Below are 16,496 nucleotides of genomic sequence, written 5' to 3' on the forward strand. Positions count from 1 at the left end.
TTTATTGCCTTAAAAATTAAAATCTGAAGTGAGCGAACGCACGGTTAGCCTCAGCCATACGGTGCATATCTTCTTTTCTTTTGAATGCGCCACCTTGGTTATTGAAAGCATCTACAATCTCTGCAGACAACTTGTCAGCCATAGTCTTACCTCCACGTTTACGTGCGAAGATAATAAGGTTCTTCATAGAAATTGACTCTTTACGATCCGGGCGGATTTCAGTAGGGACTTGGAATGTAGCACCACCTACACGGCGTGACTTAACTTCGACTTGAGGAGTAATGTTATCAAGCGCAGCTTTCCAAATTTCGAGAGCGGACTTTTCCTCGTTAGGCAATTTGCCCTTAACGGTTTCCAAAGCGGAATAGAAAATTTCGAAGGCAGTATTTTTCTTGCCATCATACATCAAATGGTTAACGAATCTCGTAACCTTTACATCACCGAAAACAGGATCCGGAAGGATCTGTCTTTTCTTTGGTTTTGCTTTTCTCATTTTGTTTTCAAAAATTTGTTCTTGTCGTTGGTTGCCTTTAATTTGTCTTCAACGGTTCCGCTGAACCATTTACTCAACCTTATAGCCTATCCAAATAACTCAAACCTGTTTTAATACTTAAATTTAAATCTCAGTTTGAAGGCATGTAATTAATTACTTCTTCTTACCTTTTGCGGCAGCTGCTGCTTGACCCGGTTTCGGACGCTTAGCTCCATATTTGGAACGTCTTTGCGTACGGCCGTTAACACCCGCTGTATCCAACGTACCACGTACGATGTGATAACGCACACCCGGAAGGTCCTTTACACGACCACCACGTACCAATACGATAGAGTGCTCTTGCAAGTTGTGTCCTTCTCCCGGAATATAGGAGTTAACTTCCTTACCATTTGTCAAACGTACTCTCGCTACTTTACGCATTGCAGAGTTAGGTTTCTTCGGAGTCGTAGTGTAAACACGTACGCAAACGCCACGTCTTTGAGGACAAGCGTCCAATGCGGGTGATTTACCCTTCTCCACCAAAGTTTCCCTTCCTTTTCTAACTAATTGCTGAATTGTAGGCATTTCTTTCTTTTTTTAAACTTTGAATGTGTTATTATTATTTATCTAATCTTTTCCTATTTCGAGCCGCAAAGTTACGCATTATTTTCGGACAATCAATAAGTTGTGCCTGTTTTTTTCGTATACTCCGCACTAAAAACGGTGCAAAGGTACATATTTGTTCCCGTTTGGCAAGGTAGGCTCTTGTTGTATTTATTGATATTTAACATTTACTATCTCTATTTACCGATAAGTTTCATGCGTCACGGGCTTCACACAAACTCAATCCCCTTAAATCAAACGAGTTCCTGTGAAGCCTGTGAAAGCAATGGGATCGGATCGACGATTTACCTAACCAGCACGTAAAGCGACTGGTGACGGGTGCCGATATCACGCAATTTACCCGCCTCGACGAATTGATGCAGACGGCGGCTGGCCGTACTACTCGTCAGTCCGCAAAGCCGCTGGAAAGCGACACGGGTCATATATTCATGCTCGGCAAAATAGCTTGCGAGCAATTGGTCGATGCGCTCAGGTCCTAATTGGCGGGAATGGGATTTGTACTTGGCTCGTTCCAGCGTCATCGTCTTCAAGCTATCTTTCAGCTCTACCTCGGGACGGAAAGCCACGGACTTGAAACGGATGGACTCCGCACGTATCTCGTGCGTGGATTGTACGGCCGGGCATTGCAACGTGACTTGCAAATACCCCAACCCATCGATATGTACACGTTTTCCTTCACGCAAATATTCCGCTGTCACCTCGCTTAAAGAGATAAGCACGGCGGCCACGTCTGCCGGCGTGACCGTACATCGACCATGGATACGTTTGGCCAGATCATCCGTATCGATCGTGCCAGATGATACGATACGTGCGTGAAAACGAGGACGTTTCATGCTATCCTTCGATACCGGAGTCTTGTAAAAGTCATATTTTGCTGCCATATATCTAGTATGAGATTAAAAGGTTATTCATAGGAACATCGTATGCTATTAGTCATTTCACAAGGGTGATATGATCTTTTCACCTATGTGAAACGATCGTTTCATGATTGTGATACGTTCTTTTCACATAGGTGAAAAGATTATAGGTACTTAACAAAGGTACTACATTCATATCACCTAAACAAGAGTTCTTCCTAGTATTTTGGACAGATTACTTTTATTTCAAATGATAATATAAATATTTGGAAAACTTCAAGTTAACAACCTATATTCGCAGAAGAAAACGGTAAAAATAACCTCTAAAACATAGTATCATGAAAACTGTATCGGATTTTTTGGGCCAACTATGGCTTCGCTTCTTAAAACCAAACGGGCCAATCACCATACCACACCAAACCGAAGGTAAAGCCAAACGATTTAGCGACAATAACTCAATCCTTCAAAAGAGTCTGGAGACTTTCCTCCAAGAAATCATCGAGTTCCGTTTCAACTTGTTGAGCGAGGAGACTGAATATCGATACAAACGATCAGAAGCGGATCGCTTCTATCCGGTGACGCAACGTGACCTAAATAGCATTTGCATGGAGGCAAGACGGACGGGGATCGATTGCTGGGATCGGGATGTGAATCGTTTCGTATATTCAAAAGAGGTAAAAGAGTATCATCCTTTCCGGCAATATATGGAGCGGTTACCCGAATGGGACGGGAAAGACCGGGTAAGCGATCTGGCACGACGGGTCTCCTCAGAACCGTTATGGGTGGAGGGGTTTCATCGCTGGATGCTCGCCTTGGCCTCGCAATGGATGGGTTCGGACCGAATGCACGCAAATAGCTTGGCTCCCATTTTAGTCAGCGAGCGTCAAGGATGTCAGAAGTCTACCTTTTGCAAGTCGCTGATGCCATCTTCGCTAGTCCGCTATTACACGGATAGCGTAGACCTTAGCGCCTCGACGCAAATGGAGCAGAAGCTTGGATTGTTCGGACTCATCAACCTCGATGAGTTCGACCGGTTGCCCGACCGTAAAATGGCTTTGCTGAAAAATTGGATGCAGATGGCCGGGATGAACGTACGCAAGGCACACGCCAAGCATTTCCACCCCCTACCCCGCCTAGCCTCATTTATTGGCACTACGAACCAGAAGAACCTATTAAGCGACCCCACGGGAAGCCGCCGTTTCCTATGCGTGGAGGTGCAAAGCAAGATTAATTGCGAAGGTATCGAGCATGATCAAATCTACGCCCAGCTGAAAGACGAGTTACAAAAAGGAGAGCGCCATTGGTTCACCTCCGGAGAGGAGGAGGCGATCATGCGATCGAATGAGGCTTTCTATAAACGTCCGATCGAGGAAGATGTGTTCCACGCCTGCTTCCGGGCCGCATGTCCGGGAGACCTAAATGTACATCCACTATCAGCTGCCTCCATTTTCCAGATATTAAAGGAAAAGAACCCAGCAGCCATGCGCGGTAGCACGGCAAGCAATTTCGGAAAGGTACTGACCGCCCTCCATATAGAGCGTAAACACACCCGCTACGGCAATCTTTATCAAGTAGTGCCGCTCACCCTTCACACGTTTCACAGGATTTAGCTGTAGCACAAGCAAATGCGGCCAGTGAAACGTATGTCATCGAAATCATCCCTAGCACTTAAATCTTCTCTCCAGCTCCTCATCTGTCAACATGGAGATGATCGTTTTTCCATCCGGGGTCAGGTTCGAGTCCGGACAAGAGAACAGGGAGGCGATCAGATGATCCATCTCTTCCAAGGATAAGGATTTGCCGGGACGGATAGCGGCGGCTTTCGCTAAAGACAAGGCGATGGCTTCGCAGATCTTCTCATGCACCTCGCATCCGGTCTCGATCGCCCGGTCCACGATATCCTTTACCAAGTTCACCGGATCAAGGTTCTCTATACCGGCGGGCAGGCCATTGATCGCGTAATTGTCATTTCCCAGATTGCTCAGATCAAAGCCGACGAAGCGCAAATCCTCCAATAAGGAAGGCAGTACAGCCGCCTCGGCAGCGGTAAACTCTACGATCTCCGGGAATAAGACTTGTTGGGATACACCTTGTTGCTGACGGATATTCGACAGGTATTGGTCAAACAAAATACGCACATGCGCACGATGCTGATCAATAATCGCCAGACCCGATTTCAAGGATGTCACGATATATCGCCCTTTATATTGATAGCAAGGATTGCTTACCTCCGTAAACAGGTTTTCCGGGTTCGAAGCCTCGGCCGGCAATTCCTCGATCGGGGCATCCTCGAAACTCTCGGACTCCAGTTGGGCAGCCACTCGATCGTTCTCAAACCCTTGATATAATTTAGACCAATCGAATTCCGGTTTTTTATAGGAAGTAGTGTCAAACGGATTATAACTGGAATCCACTTGCACTTTCGGGGCCTTATAAGTACTAGGCTCACTTTTCTTGACCGGGTTGTAAACAGGAATATCGATCGCATCCTCCACGTCGAAATCAATCGTAGGGATAGCGCTCGATTTAGCCAACGCCTCCCGGGTAGCGGCCATCAAGATCTGCCAGATCGGTTGCTCGTTCTCAAACTTAATCTCCGTCTTTGTCGGATGGATATTGACATCGATCGAGGAGGGATCCAACGTGAAATAAACAAAATAATTCGGCATATCCCCGGCAGGAATCAATTGCTCATAGGCCTGCATGATCGCCTTATGGAAATAAGGATGCTTCATATAACGACCATTCACAAAAAAGAACTGCAATGCCCCTCGCTTCTTCGCCGAGTCCGGACGCCCCACGAAACCGGAAATAGTCACCATGGAACTTTGGGCATCCAGAGAGAGCAACTTCTGGTTTAAACTCTTACCATATATATTAATGATGCGCTGACGTAACCCCGACTCGGGCAGATTGAATATCTCTGCGTCATTATGATAAAGAGACATACCCACCTGCGGATTCACCAAGGCGATTCGCTCGAACTCATTGATGATATTCCGGAATTCCGTCTCATTCGACTTCAAGAATTTCCGGCGGGCGGGAACATTAAAGAAAAGATTCTTTACCGAGAAGATACTTCCCTCGTTACAAGCCTCCGGCTCGATACTCTCCAAATTGGAACCCGCGATGGATAGGCAAGTGCCAAGCTCGGTCCCTCTAGCCCGGGTACGCAACTCTATATGGGCGACAGCGGCGATAGAGGCCAATGCCTCACCTCGGAAACCCATCGTATGCAAAGAGAATAAATCCTCGGCCGTAGAAATCTTAGAAGTAGCGTGCCGCTCAAAAGCCATGCGAGCATCCGTCTCGGACATACCTTTCCCGTCATCGATCACCTGTATCAATGTCTTACCCGCATCCTTAATGTTCACTTGGATATTGGAAGCGCCAGCGTCCACCGCATTCTCGACCAACTCTTTAACGACAGAGGACGGACGTTGAATCACCTCTCCCGCCGCGATTTGATTGGCGATATGGTCCGGAAGTAAATGAATGATATCGCTCATTACCAGAACAAATACCAAAAGAAAGCAGCCAAGACAGCCAAGGCTACCGCCAGTTTCACATTCTTATACTTACGAGCCCGGGAATCCTCGCCCCGCCCCACGCTTCTCTTCAAATGTGAGGTGCCTTCAATAAAAGTTCCCTTGATATGCGGCTTATATTCCTCCAACGATTCCTCTACACCCATTTCACGTTTGACCTTACTTATACGTTCCTCCAAGGCTTCCTTATGGGGGTCCCAATAAATAGGCTTATGATCATATTGACGCGGTTTACGCATGTTATAAAACGAGAAAAGTGCCATAGCTTTACCTATTAATTATGAATACGACGCTAATGTACGAATTTATTGCTTCTTTTCGGAGCATCTTGAGCTTTTCTTTTCACGACCTGATAAATATCATCCTTATCTTTCGGACGGATATAATCAAACCAATAAAAGTCTTTCAAGTATTTCTGGTCGGGCTTCAAATCAGGAATAGGGGTCATCGTACCTGTTGGAGTCGGCCAGATCTTCAGTTTATCCAACTTATTGTCTTTTAGCCAGATCGTAAGGAAACCGCTCTTGGTCTCGTTCATGCCGACCATCGAACCGTCCTTCTCCAATGGGAAGAAAATCGATTCGGCGTTGCCCGACACATCGATCTGATTCACGACCTGTCCCTCGAAATAAGCCTTCAAGTCATTTCCCTTTAATTGATTGAACGCGGTAGAATCGATTTGCTGTATCGCGAAAGCGAATTGCTTCACGTGAGCGAAATCGATCGAGCTATCATTCATAAATATCAAGATCGTATCCCCATAGATCTGATACTGTTCATTCCAAACGATAGGGTCCGTATACATATATAATATAGAGTCTCTCGTATTAAACTGCATCGAATCACAAACACCTTGCATATCCGTCCGATAGAAACGGACGCCGTAATAAGCTTTCACCTCCCGATAAAGGGAATCCACCGTAGTCATCTTCAAGGTATCACCATGCAGAAACAATGTATCCCCTTGGCTGAATTCCAAGAAACGGGCGCTATCCGTAGCGAAAGCATACTCGGTCTTCTCATTGTAAAAGCCATATTGGCCTTCCAGCATGACATGCTGCGCCGTGTCTTGCAGACTCATATTACCGAACGCCTCCCCAAAACCCAGTTCCCGGTTATAGGCGATAGAGTCGCCCGTCAAGATACGGTCGCCGGAAACCACCTGAGAACGATCCAATAGCAAAGAGGTATTATTCACGGTATCGTACCAACCCCTAGAAGAATAGATCGTGCCGCTATCCGACACGATAATGGATGGTCCGAGTATCGTGGCGATCTTCGAATCCGTATTATAATGCAAGGTATCGGAATACAACGTGAATTGCTCATTCTCCAGACGGACGCTATCATTGAAGATAGCCAATTTCGTACTAGGCGAATATTGCCCGTAAAAAGAAGAGAGCTGATTCAAGGAATCGACAATCAGACCTCCGTCGAAATAATATCCGATATCCGGGATTCGCTCATAGTTCAAGCTATCCGTAAACAAGGTAACCTGCCCATTCTCCATGCGGACATTCTCCCGCAAATAAGCGATCTGGGTATTTCCATCGTAAAACAGGTAATTTCCATACACGAACAAGGTATCCCCTTGTTCCATCCGGACATTACTAAACGCTTCCAAGGAATTGGTCTGCTCAAAGAAATATGCGCTATCGCAATACATATACGAACTATCATGGCGAAAACAAACATCACCATTCAGTACTTGAGCCTCGGCGTTCCTCTCCTTATCGAACGAAAGCGTATTCGCATGCTCCAAAAAGACCTTCGTCTTCTTGGGAGCGACACTATCTTTGGCGGCTACCACCGTGCTATCTTGCGTTTGCGCAAATACGCCAACCGATAAAGCACACGATAAGAGCGCTAGAAATAACCTGTTAATTAGTCTCATTCCTTAATCCAACCCGGATATTTGAAATCACAATTCCTCCAGCCGTCACTAATACGCACATAGGTTGATTTTTGTTTCTTCGTGATCCAGTCGTTCAATAATTCCTCACGTTTCTTAGCCTCTACGATCGCTTTCAAAGCTTGGAAGTCATCGGCCAAATTCGCCTTATGTCCTTCCGTCCGAGCTTTCAGCTTAACAATAGCTACTACCTCTTTCTGCTTGTTCGTCAACATGGTAAAAGGCTTGGAGATCTCTCCGACTTTCATGTCATATACCACCTTACCGATTTCCTGTGGAAGTTCTTGCATCTCGAACTTAGGGGTTCCCATATTGCTGCTCTCGTAATCTTGGTTTACCATCAAACCCTTATTATTACGTGTATCCTTGTCGTAAGAGACGAATGTAGCGGCTTCCTCAAACGTGAACTTATTCGCCTGCAAATCATTGTACAATGAATCCAGACGAGTGGTAGCATCCGCCAACTCCTTATCGGAAACCTTCGGTTTCAATAAGATATGGCGGCAGTTAATACGGTCTCCACGCTTCTCGATCAATTGGATGATATGGTAACCATACTCCGTCTGTACGATCTGGGAGACACGTTTCGGGTCTTTCAAGTTGAACGCGACGTTCGCGAACTCCGGCAACAGCTGTGTCTTGCTCATGAAACCCAGCTCACCACCTCGAGACGCCGAACCCGGATCTTCCGAGTACAAACGGGCCAACGTGGAGAATTCCATCTTGCCGGAATTAACCTGCTCCGTGAAATCACGTAAGCGGGCCTTGATAGCGTCTGTTTCCTCAAACGGAATCTTCGGTTCCAAGGTAACGATTTGCACCTCTACTGTCGTAGGGATGTTCGGCAGGCTATCCTGAGACAACTGGCTGAAATATTTACGCACCTCGGAAGGTGTCAGCTTGATCTCGCCGATCAATTGATGCTGCATCTGTTGCACTACCTGCTGCTCCCGCACCATCTCCTTACGCTCATCCTTGATCTGGGAAAATTTCTTACCGAAATATTCCTCCAATTTCTCGCGAGACCCGATTTGGTTCACAGCCATGTTCATCCATTGATCCACGCTCTGGATCACTTGGTTCTCGTTCACGGTGATACTATCGATCTTTGCTTGATTCAGATATAGTTTCTGTATCGCCATCTGCTCCGGGATCACGCAATACGGGTCGCCATCCAAACGGACCCCCTCGTTTTGATTATACAAACGCTGCGTCTCAATATCCGAACGTAAAATAGCGTCATCTCCTACCACCCACACAATTTCATCGATCACATTGTCTTGCGCCATTACAATGCAAGAACAACAGGCAAGAAAGAATACACTTAAAATCTTTTTCATCATGTCTACCCATTTATAAAATTAGAGATCACGGCTCGGAATGGAATTCCACGTCACCGCTCCGGATCGCATCGTTATATAACTCGTCTTCAAATTTTTTCAAGAATTCAACTTTTCGTTGGTTGACCAGCATTTCCGTGACGTGCGGACTGGCATAATCATATGGCTCCACACTGCCGGAAGGTAAATATTCCTTGATATTCAACAGATAACAATAACTGCTATCCGCCACCTCAACATACTTATTCGCCTTCAGAAACGCATTCGGATTCGACACATGGATCGGTATATTATCCATTACCTCATCGAAATCAACCCATTTGTCGTAAAAGTACTCATAAATCGTGGCATTTTGCACACTATATTTCTCAATTTTTTCTAAAGAGGCCACATCTGTGGATTTGTACCACTTTTTGACGTCGGTAAGTCCCGGGGCATCAACCGGGATTTTCAAGAATAATCCCTTGATCAAGCCTTTATCCAAGATAAACTTTTTCTGGTTTTCCTCGTAATAGTTTAATTTATCACTTTCCCGGATATCAGTTTTCAGCTTCTCCTCCACCAATCGTTCCTGATAACGGTAACGAACCAAGGAACGCCTGTACTCCTCTACCAATTTATCGACCTCCTCTTTCTCATCCCCCAAGTTACGCAAAGCCACATCGTACACCAATACATCCTTTACCCATTTCTTGGTAAAGCTCTCGGCCAGCAACAGACTATCAGCGGAGGAAATCCCCCGGGGTATTAGCTTATTCACCTCCGAACGATTTAGGGTACGTCCTTTCACGCTAACCAAGACATCCGTAGTATCAGCTGGCTGAGAACCTTTACAGGCACCCAACAACACAACGAACGCTAGGAACATGAAGACTATCCTCATATCTATCTTTATTTTATTTCTTTAGTTTCTTCAATAATTTCCAGTTGACAGTCACCGGATATTTTTTATTCAAATCCGCAATCCACTTCGCTTCCAACACCTTCTGCTGGGCGGAGGGTTTGCTCCAGATCTCCCGGTTGCTGACCTCAAACAACAGAATCCCATCCCGGTACTCCTGCATCAAATGAGGGATCTCCGGATGTTTTGTCTCCAGATTCTTACGCTCGGCGGTCGTTACGATATCGCGGATAAACAAATCATAGACCTCTTGCATAAAATCACCCGCATACGTTTTTGTCGAGAACGGGCAACGTTGGATATAATAAGCGAACTCCGCTTGCGGGAAATCCTTTCCATCCAATTGCATAAGCGTCTTGTTCATATCCTTCGCTTTCTCATAAAACGCCTCGTCCGTGGGGAAACAATCATTACATAACGCTTGCAGCTCCGCATAGGCTTCCGGATAGAAAACGTATCCGTATTCTTTTTTCATACGATCGTCGAAAGCTTTATATAACTCGAAGTTACGTTCACCCTGCCCCATACGTCTCGACAAGGCTTTTTCCTCTTCCTCAAACGAAGGGCGTCCCTTCTTATCGATCAACTTAATGATATGGTAACCAAAACGAGTTTCCACCACCCCGGATAAATCACCCGGCTTGCTCAACGCAAAAGCGGCTTGCTCAAAAGGCTGGACCATCTCGCCGATCCCGAACCAAGGTAATACCCCCCCTTTTTTAGCGGAAGCCGCATCCCCCGAATACTCTTTCGCCAACTCACCGAAATCCGCACCCTCTTGTACTTGCTTATAGACAGCTTGCGCTTTTGCCAGAAAAGCCGATGAGTCCTGAATAGCGGAATCTTTCGGGAATGCGATCAAGATATGAGCGACACGTACCCGTCCCGGATTAGGTTTGCGGCTATGGACTTTTATTAAATGAAATCCTAATTTCGTGCGAACAGGTTCAGACACCACGCCAATCGGCAAAGAATAGGCGGCATCCTCGAACACTTTCAGGGATTGCATCGGGAGCAAGCAACGTACATATTCGCAAGCGACATGCTCCTTGTCCTTCTCGGCCAAAGCTTTTCCGACTGTTTCCATATCTTCTCCTTTCTGGAGACGTTCGTATACTCGCATGGCTTCTTGATATACAGCTACCGTATCTTTGGAGACCGTCTTCTCCGGCAAACGGAATAAGATGTGGGTCAACTCTACCGAGTGATCCCCCCGGTCATATACCGCACGGGCAGCCGCTTTCTCACCCTCCTTATCCGACATATAGCTATCGATCAACTGAGCCCGGTATCCATCCAGCTCACTTTTGAATGAGGATGTCTGGTCGATCCCTAAAGATTCCGCCTCCGCTACTTTTAGCTTAAAATTTTTAAATAGCTCGACATAGTTTTTGACGGACTTTGTATTCGATAAATCCACCTCTCCATTCTTCTCTGCGATAAAAATAAATTCAGATAAAGGCACTTGTTTTCCAGCGACCATCATAACGACCGAATCGGATGCGGTTTGAGCGTTAACTGTCACACAAGCGAATACCCCTAATGAAATAAGTAACTTTTTCATCAAAAATTCTTTTACCATAGCACGAATATACATTACAAAAATAACACTAATCTAACGGAGAGCCGACAAGAAAAGTATGCTATCCCATTAAATTAGTGTTTTTTATAAAACGTAAAACTTGTATTACTATTCACCGCGGCTATAATTCGGAGCCTCTTGCGTGATCGCTACGTCATGCGGATGGCTCTCTTGCACACCTGCATTGGTGATTCGAGTAAAACGAGCTTTATGCAACTCCTCGATATTATGAGCCCCGCAATAACCCATTCCCGCACGTAAACCACCTACCATTTGGTAAATGACCTCATACAAAGAACCCTTAAACGGAACACGGGCAGCGATTCCCTCCGGAACCAGCTTCTTCACGTCGTCCTCCACATCTTGGAAATACCGATCCTTGGACCCCTTTTGCATAGCTTCCAACGACCCCATTCCACGGTAAGACTTAAACTTTCGGCCATTGAAGATAATCGTATCGCCCGGCGACTCCTCTACACCCGCCAACAGAGATCCCATCATCACGGAAGATCCACCAGCGGCGATCGCCTTCACGATATCACCGGAGTAACGCAAGCCACCGTCAGCGATCAAAGGCACACCAGTTCCTTCCAACGCCTTCGCCACATCGTAAATAGCCGACAACTGGGGAACACCCACACCAGCGATCACACGAGTTGTACAAATCGAACCCGGACCGATACCTACCTTCACGGCGTCCGCCCCGGCTTCCACTAAATATTTAGCAGCCTCGCCCGTAGCGATATTACCGACCACACAATCAATATGCGGATATTGCGCCTTAATCTGTTTCAAGACATCCACCACACCTTTTGAGTGACCATGTGCCGTGTCGATCACCAAAGCATCCACCCCAGCATCCACCAAAGCGGCTACACGCTCGAAGGTATTGAACGTAACGCCTACACCGGCAGCTACACGCAAACGACCTTTCGAATCCTTGCAAGCCTTCGGTTTATCTTTCGCTTTCGTTATATCTTTATAGGTAATCAAGCCGATCAACTTATTATGGCTATCAACCACCGGTAACTTCTCGATCTTATGTTCCTGAAGGATCTGAGCGGCGGCCTCCATATCCGTAGATTGTCCGGTTACGACCAAATTCTCTTTCGTCATCACCTCATCGATAGAGCGGTTCATATCCTTTTCGAAACGCAAGTCACGGTTCGTCACGATACCAACCAAATACCCGCCTTCATCCACCACGGGAATACCGCCAATCTTATATTCAGCCATCATTGCCAAGGCATCCGCCACACGTTTGCCCTTCGTGATAGTCACCGGATCATAGATCATTCCATTCTCCGCACGTTTAACGGTCTGGACCTGCTTTGCCTGCTCGGCGATCGTCATGTTTTTATGAATCACACCAATACCTCCCTCACGGGCGATAGCGATAGCCAACTTGGCCTCGGTAACCGTATCCATAGCGGCCGATACCATCGGTATATTCAATGTGATATTACGTGAAAACTTTGTCGTGAGATCGACATTACGAGGAAGAACTTCCGAATAAGCTGGGATTAACAATACATCGTCAAACGTTAACCCATCCATAACGACCCTGTCTGCAATAAATGACATAGAACTTATGCTTTAAAAATTATTGCGTGCAAATATACGACTTTTCACGCAATAAATCGATACGGGAGAAATTAAAAATTCGATTCAGAAGAAAATAAACTTTCATCCGAACGAAAACAAAATTCCTTCCGAAGGAAAAATAAATCTCTTTCGGAAGGAACAATAAGCTTCTTTATTTGTTTTTTCTTTAGAGTGGAACCGGGCCACCCTTCCATTAGTTTGCCATTTCAGACAAGAACTTGATACGGACCAAGCGAATCTCCTCTTCCGTATAGTCACCGCCTAATTCCTCGATGGCGTCTTCCAGACCGTCGGTCTCCGAGTCCTTGAAATACTCGTAAATATCCTCGATATGATCCTCATCCATCACATCATTCAAGAAATAATCGATATTGATACGTGTACCGGAATATACGATCGCCTCGATCTCATCCAAAAGCTCGGTGAACTCAAGTCCGTTAGTCAACGCGATCTCGTCCAGCGCCACCTTGCGGTCGATCCGCTGAATGATTGAGACCTTCAACTTGGACTTATTAGCGACCGTACGTACGCGCAAATCCTCCGGACGCTCAATCTCGTTCTCCTCTACATGTTTCTTGATCAACTCAATGAACTCCTTGCCATAACGTTTCGCCTTACCAGCGCCCACTCCCGGGATATTCTGCAACTCGTCCAACGTGATCGGATAAGTAGTAGCCATAGCCTCCAAAGAGGGATCTTGGAAAATCACGAAAGGCGGAACTTCCAACCGCTTGGATAATTTCTTACGCAAATCCTTCATCATGGAATAAAGAACCGGGTCTACCGCACAAGAGGCTCCCCCACGAACCGGAACTTCCTCTTCCTCTTCCTCGAATTCATTGTCCTCGGTAATCTTGAACGATACCGGCTTCTTCATGAACTCCTTACCTTTTTCCGTGATTTTCAGCAAACCATAATTCTCAATATCCTTCGCTAAATAGCCAGCGATTAAAGCCTGGCGAATAACGGCGTTCCAAGTTTTATCATCCTCGTCCTGTCCGGAACCGAAGACCTCTAATTCATTGTGCTTGTAATTTTGGATTTCGGAGGTTTCGTTACCTACCAAAATATTTACGATATAATCTGCCTTAAACTTTTCTTTCAACGTACTGATAACCTCCAGTACCGCACTTAACAATTCCTTCGCTTCCACCTGCTTCTTTGGGTTCAAACAATTATCACAATTACCACAATTATCTTCCAGGTATTCCTCACCGAAATAATGCAATAGCACTTTTCTCCGGCAGACGGAAGTCTCGGCATAGGCCGCAGTCTCTAAAAGCAACTGTTTGCCGATTTCCTGTTCGGCCACGGGCTTTCCTTGCATGAATTTCTCCAATTTTTGCAAGTCCTTATAAGCATAGAAAGCGATACATTGGCCTTCTCCGCCATCCCTACCGGCACGACCGGTTTCCTGGTAATAACCTTCTAGGCTCTTCGGGATATCGTAATGAATCACATAACGGACATCCGGCTTGTCGATACCCATACCGAAAGCGATCGTAGCCACGATCACATCCGCCTGTTCCATCAGGAAGGCATCCTGATTGGCGGAACGTACTTGCGAATCCATTCCCGCATGGTAAGGCAACGCCTTTATCCCGTTGGCTTTCAAGATGTCGGCAAATTCCTCCACCTTTTTACGGCTCAAACAATATACGATACCCGATTTACCCTCGTTGGCTTTAATATACTTAATGATCTCGCGGTCTATATTCGTTCCTTTCGGACGAACCTCATAATACAAATTAGAGCGGTTGAAGGATGATTTAAAGACTGTAGCGTCTATCATACCCAGATTCTTCTGGATATCGTGCTGCACCTTAGGTGTGGCGGTAGCGGTCAGAGCGATTAACGGACGTTTACCGATCTCATTGATAATCGGACGGATTCTTCGATATTCCGGACGGAAATCATGTCCCCATTCCGAGATACAATGCGCCTCGTCCACCGCATAGAAAGAGATCTTTACCTGACGCAGAAAATCCACGTTCTCTTCCTTGGTCAAGGACTCCGGTGCTACATACAGCAACTTGGTACGTCCTGATAATATATCCGATTTCACCTGGTCGATAGCCGACTTATTCAAAGAGGAATTGATAAAATGGGCGACCCCATCTTCCTCACTGAAATTCCGCATCGCGTCCACCTGATTCTTCATCAAAGCGATCAACGGAGATATCACGATCGCGGTTCCTTCCATTAGTATGGATGGTAATTGATAACAAAGGGATTTACCTCCCCCCGTCGGCATTAATACAAAAGTATCCTTCCCGGCCAGCACGTTCTCAATAATAGCCTTCTGGTTCCCCTTAAAGGTACCGAAGCCAAAGTGCCGATTTAGCTCTTCTGTTAAATGATCCTTCTTTGCCATACTTCGTATTATTTATAGTAAACCGCCTACGTTTACGCGACCTGTAAACGGTTCACGTCCGATTTTTCAAATTTCTCTTTCGCATACTCCAACGTTACATGGAGTTCCTTTACTTTTTGAGATGGCATACTGTACATAGCGTCCATCATCACGGCCTCTACGATTGAACGTAACCCACGGGCACCCAGCTTAAACTCAAGCGCCTTATCCACGATAAACTCATAGACTTTCTCATCGAACGTCAGCTTAATGCCATCCATCTCGAACAATTTGACATATTGCTTGATAATGGAGTTCTTCGGCTCGGTCAAGATGTTACGAAGCGTATCACGATCCAGCGGATTCAGATACGTGAGGATAGGTAAACGACCGATAATCTCCGGGATCAAGCCAAACGACTTCAAATCAGTCGGGGTGATGTATTTCAGTAAATTATTCCGGTCTACGGTAGCCGTACCCAAACTAGCCGAATAACCGACCACACGGGTATTTAAGCGTTGAGCGATCTTCTTTTCGATTCCATCGAAAGCACCACCGCAAACGAACAGGATATTCTTCGTATCCACCGCGATCATCTTTTGCTCCGGATGCTTACGTCCCCCCTGAGGAGGCACATTCACGATCGATCCTTCTAGAAGTTTCAGCAAACCTTGCTGTACACCCTCACCGCTGACATCCCGAGTGATAGACGGATTATCGCTCTTACGTGCGATCTTATCGATCTCATCGATGAAGACAATACCCCGTTGGGCCGCCTCCACATCATAATCCGCCGCTTGCAATAGCCGGGTCAAGATACTCTCGATATCCTCCCCCACGTAACCTGCCTCGGTAAGTACCGTAGCGTCCACGATAGCGAACGGGACATGCAATAACTTAGCGATCGTACGGGCTAACAAAGTCTTGCCCGTACCGGTAGCGCCCACCATGATAATATTAGATTTCTCAATCTCTACATCATCGGCGGTAACCTTTTGAAGTAAACGCTTGTAATGGTTGTACACCGATACCGACAGATAACGCTTCGCGTCATCCTGCCCGATCACGTACTGATCCAAGAAAGTCTTGATATCTTCCGGTTTAGGCAGATCTTTCTGCTTCAAACCAAAAGAAGTTTTCTTACCTCCTGTCTGCTCCTTTACGATCTCATACGCCTGCCGGGCACAATCATCGCAAATACAACCAGAGATCCCATTGATAAGCAAATTAACATCACGGCTACTCCTGCCGCAAAACGTACATGTATCGCCTGTTGTTTTGGCCATAGTTTCTTATTGTTGT

At 46.1% G+C, this 16,496-nt stretch carries 13 protein-coding genes; 1 reads left to right on the forward strand and 12 read right to left on the reverse strand.

All coding sequences use genetic code 11. The features are described from left to right. Positions 1–16 precede the first annotated feature (16 nt). The 3 genes from rpsG to ACYIA1_RS12610 all read right to left on the reverse strand — a co-directional run bounded on the left by rpsG (position 17) and on the right by ACYIA1_RS12610 (position 1,977). Positions 17–493: a 30S ribosomal protein S7 gene (gene rpsG, locus ACYIA1_RS12600; protein ID WP_005853957.1), complete on the reverse strand. Its 477-nt coding sequence runs from the start codon at positions 491–493 to the stop codon at positions 17–19. 153 nt (positions 494–646) lie between these two features. Further along, positions 647–1,057 carry a 30S ribosomal protein S12 gene (rpsL, locus tag ACYIA1_RS12605; protein ID WP_005853956.1) on the reverse strand — a complete coding sequence of 137 codons (411 nt, stop codon included), beginning with the start codon at positions 1,055–1,057 and terminating at the stop codon, positions 647–649. 323 nt (positions 1,058–1,380) lie between these two features. Then, positions 1,381–1,977 carry an HU family DNA-binding protein gene (locus tag ACYIA1_RS12610; RefSeq protein ID WP_009017970.1) on the reverse strand — a complete coding sequence of 199 codons (597 nt, stop codon included), beginning with the start codon at positions 1,975–1,977 and terminating at the stop codon, positions 1,381–1,383. A 314-nt stretch (positions 1,978–2,291) separates the two neighbouring features. On the opposite strand from ACYIA1_RS12610, the gene ACYIA1_RS12615 reads away from it, so the two are divergent. Further along, positions 2,292–3,563: a VapE domain-containing protein gene (locus ACYIA1_RS12615; RefSeq protein WP_081024239.1), complete on the forward strand. Its 1,272-nt coding sequence runs from the start codon at positions 2,292–2,294 to the stop codon at positions 3,561–3,563. Between the two features lie 51 nt (positions 3,564–3,614). On the opposite strand, the gene mutL is transcribed toward ACYIA1_RS12615, so the two are convergent. The 9 genes from mutL to clpX all read right to left on the reverse strand — a co-directional run bounded on the left by mutL (position 3,615) and on the right by clpX (position 16,480). Beyond that, on the reverse strand, positions 3,615–5,462 hold the full coding sequence (mutL, locus tag ACYIA1_RS12620; protein ID WP_480335434.1) for a DNA mismatch repair endonuclease MutL: 1,848 nt from the start codon (positions 5,460–5,462) through the stop codon (positions 3,615–3,617). Then, positions 5,462–5,764, reverse strand: coding sequence for a hypothetical protein (locus tag ACYIA1_RS12625; RefSeq protein WP_005867110.1), 303 nt, complete (start codon positions 5,762–5,764; stop codon positions 5,462–5,464). Before ACYIA1_RS12625 ends, mutL begins: the two co-directional genes overlap by 1 nt. Positions 5,765–5,793: 29 nt before the next feature. Beyond that, positions 5,794–7,395, reverse strand: a complete 1,602-nt coding sequence (locus tag ACYIA1_RS12630) for an OstA-like protein (RefSeq protein ID WP_005867109.1) — start codon at positions 7,393–7,395, stop codon at positions 5,794–5,796. Further along, positions 7,392–8,756 (reverse strand): peptidylprolyl isomerase, encoded by a 1,365-nt coding sequence (locus tag ACYIA1_RS12635; protein WP_009017967.1) that lies wholly within the window; start codon positions 8,754–8,756, stop codon positions 7,392–7,394. Before ACYIA1_RS12635 ends, ACYIA1_RS12630 begins: the two co-directional genes overlap by 4 nt. 25 nt (positions 8,757–8,781) lie before the next feature. Then, positions 8,782–9,636, reverse strand: coding sequence for a hypothetical protein (locus ACYIA1_RS12640; RefSeq protein ID WP_005867108.1), 855 nt, complete (start codon positions 9,634–9,636; stop codon positions 8,782–8,784). A 13-nt stretch (positions 9,637–9,649) separates the two neighbouring features. Beyond that, positions 9,650–11,236: a peptidylprolyl isomerase gene (locus ACYIA1_RS12645; protein WP_057326857.1), complete on the reverse strand. Its 1,587-nt coding sequence runs from the start codon at positions 11,234–11,236 to the stop codon at positions 9,650–9,652. A gap of 108 nt (positions 11,237–11,344) precedes the next feature. Next, on the reverse strand, positions 11,345–12,820 hold the full coding sequence (gene guaB, locus ACYIA1_RS12650) for an IMP dehydrogenase (RefSeq protein WP_005853938.1): 1,476 nt from the start codon (positions 12,818–12,820) through the stop codon (positions 11,345–11,347). A 214-nt stretch (positions 12,821–13,034) separates the two neighbouring features. After that, the gene (recQ, locus tag ACYIA1_RS12655; protein WP_005853936.1) at positions 13,035–15,215 is read right to left on the reverse strand and encodes a DNA helicase RecQ; all 2,181 of its coding nucleotides are present in this window, start codon (positions 15,213–15,215) and stop codon (positions 13,035–13,037) included. 32 nt (positions 15,216–15,247) lie between these two features. Then, on the reverse strand, positions 15,248–16,480 hold the full coding sequence (clpX, locus tag ACYIA1_RS12660) for an ATP-dependent Clp protease ATP-binding subunit ClpX (protein WP_005867105.1): 1,233 nt from the start codon (positions 16,478–16,480) through the stop codon (positions 15,248–15,250). Between the last annotated feature and the right edge of the window lie 16 nt (positions 16,481–16,496).

The organism is Parabacteroides sp. KHUB-02 (assembly GCF_056640955.1).

Coding starts and splice junctions, on each gene's coding strand:
- rpsG (WP_005853957.1), bottom strand. CDS start 493: ATGAGAAAAGCAAAACCAAAGAAAAGACAGATCCTTCCGGATCCTGTT.
- ACYIA1_RS12625 (WP_005867110.1), bottom strand. CDS start 5,764: ATGGCACTTTTCTCGTTTTATAACATGCGTAAACCGCGTCAATATGAT.
- guaB (WP_005853938.1), bottom strand. CDS start 12,820: ATGTCATTTATTGCAGACAGGGTCGTTATGGATGGGTTAACGTTTGAC.
- ACYIA1_RS12635 (WP_009017967.1), bottom strand. CDS start 8,756: ATGATGAAAAAGATTTTAAGTGTATTCTTTCTTGCCTGTTGTTCTTGC.
- clpX (WP_005867105.1), bottom strand. CDS start 16,480: ATGGCCAAAACAACAGGCGATACATGTACGTTTTGCGGCAGGAGTAGC.
- rpsL (WP_005853956.1), bottom strand. CDS start 1,057: ATGCCTACAATTCAGCAATTAGTTAGAAAAGGAAGGGAAACTTTGGTG.
- mutL (WP_480335434.1), bottom strand. CDS start 5,462: ATGAGCGATATCATTCATTTACTTCCGGACCATATCGCCAATCAAATC.
- ACYIA1_RS12615 (WP_081024239.1), top strand. CDS start 2,292: ATGAAAACTGTATCGGATTTTTTGGGCCAACTATGGCTTCGCTTCTTA.
- ACYIA1_RS12640 (WP_005867108.1), bottom strand. CDS start 9,636: ATGAGGATAGTCTTCATGTTCCTAGCGTTCGTTGTGTTGTTGGGTGCC.
- ACYIA1_RS12630 (WP_005867109.1), bottom strand. CDS start 7,395: ATGAGACTAATTAACAGGTTATTTCTAGCGCTCTTATCGTGTGCTTTA.
- ACYIA1_RS12645 (WP_057326857.1), bottom strand. CDS start 11,236: ATGGTAAAAGAATTTTTGATGAAAAAGTTACTTATTTCATTAGGGGTA.
- recQ (WP_005853936.1), bottom strand. CDS start 15,215: ATGGCAAAGAAGGATCATTTAACAGAAGAGCTAAATCGGCACTTTGGC.
- ACYIA1_RS12610 (WP_009017970.1), bottom strand. CDS start 1,977: ATGGCAGCAAAATATGACTTTTACAAGACTCCGGTATCGAAGGATAGC.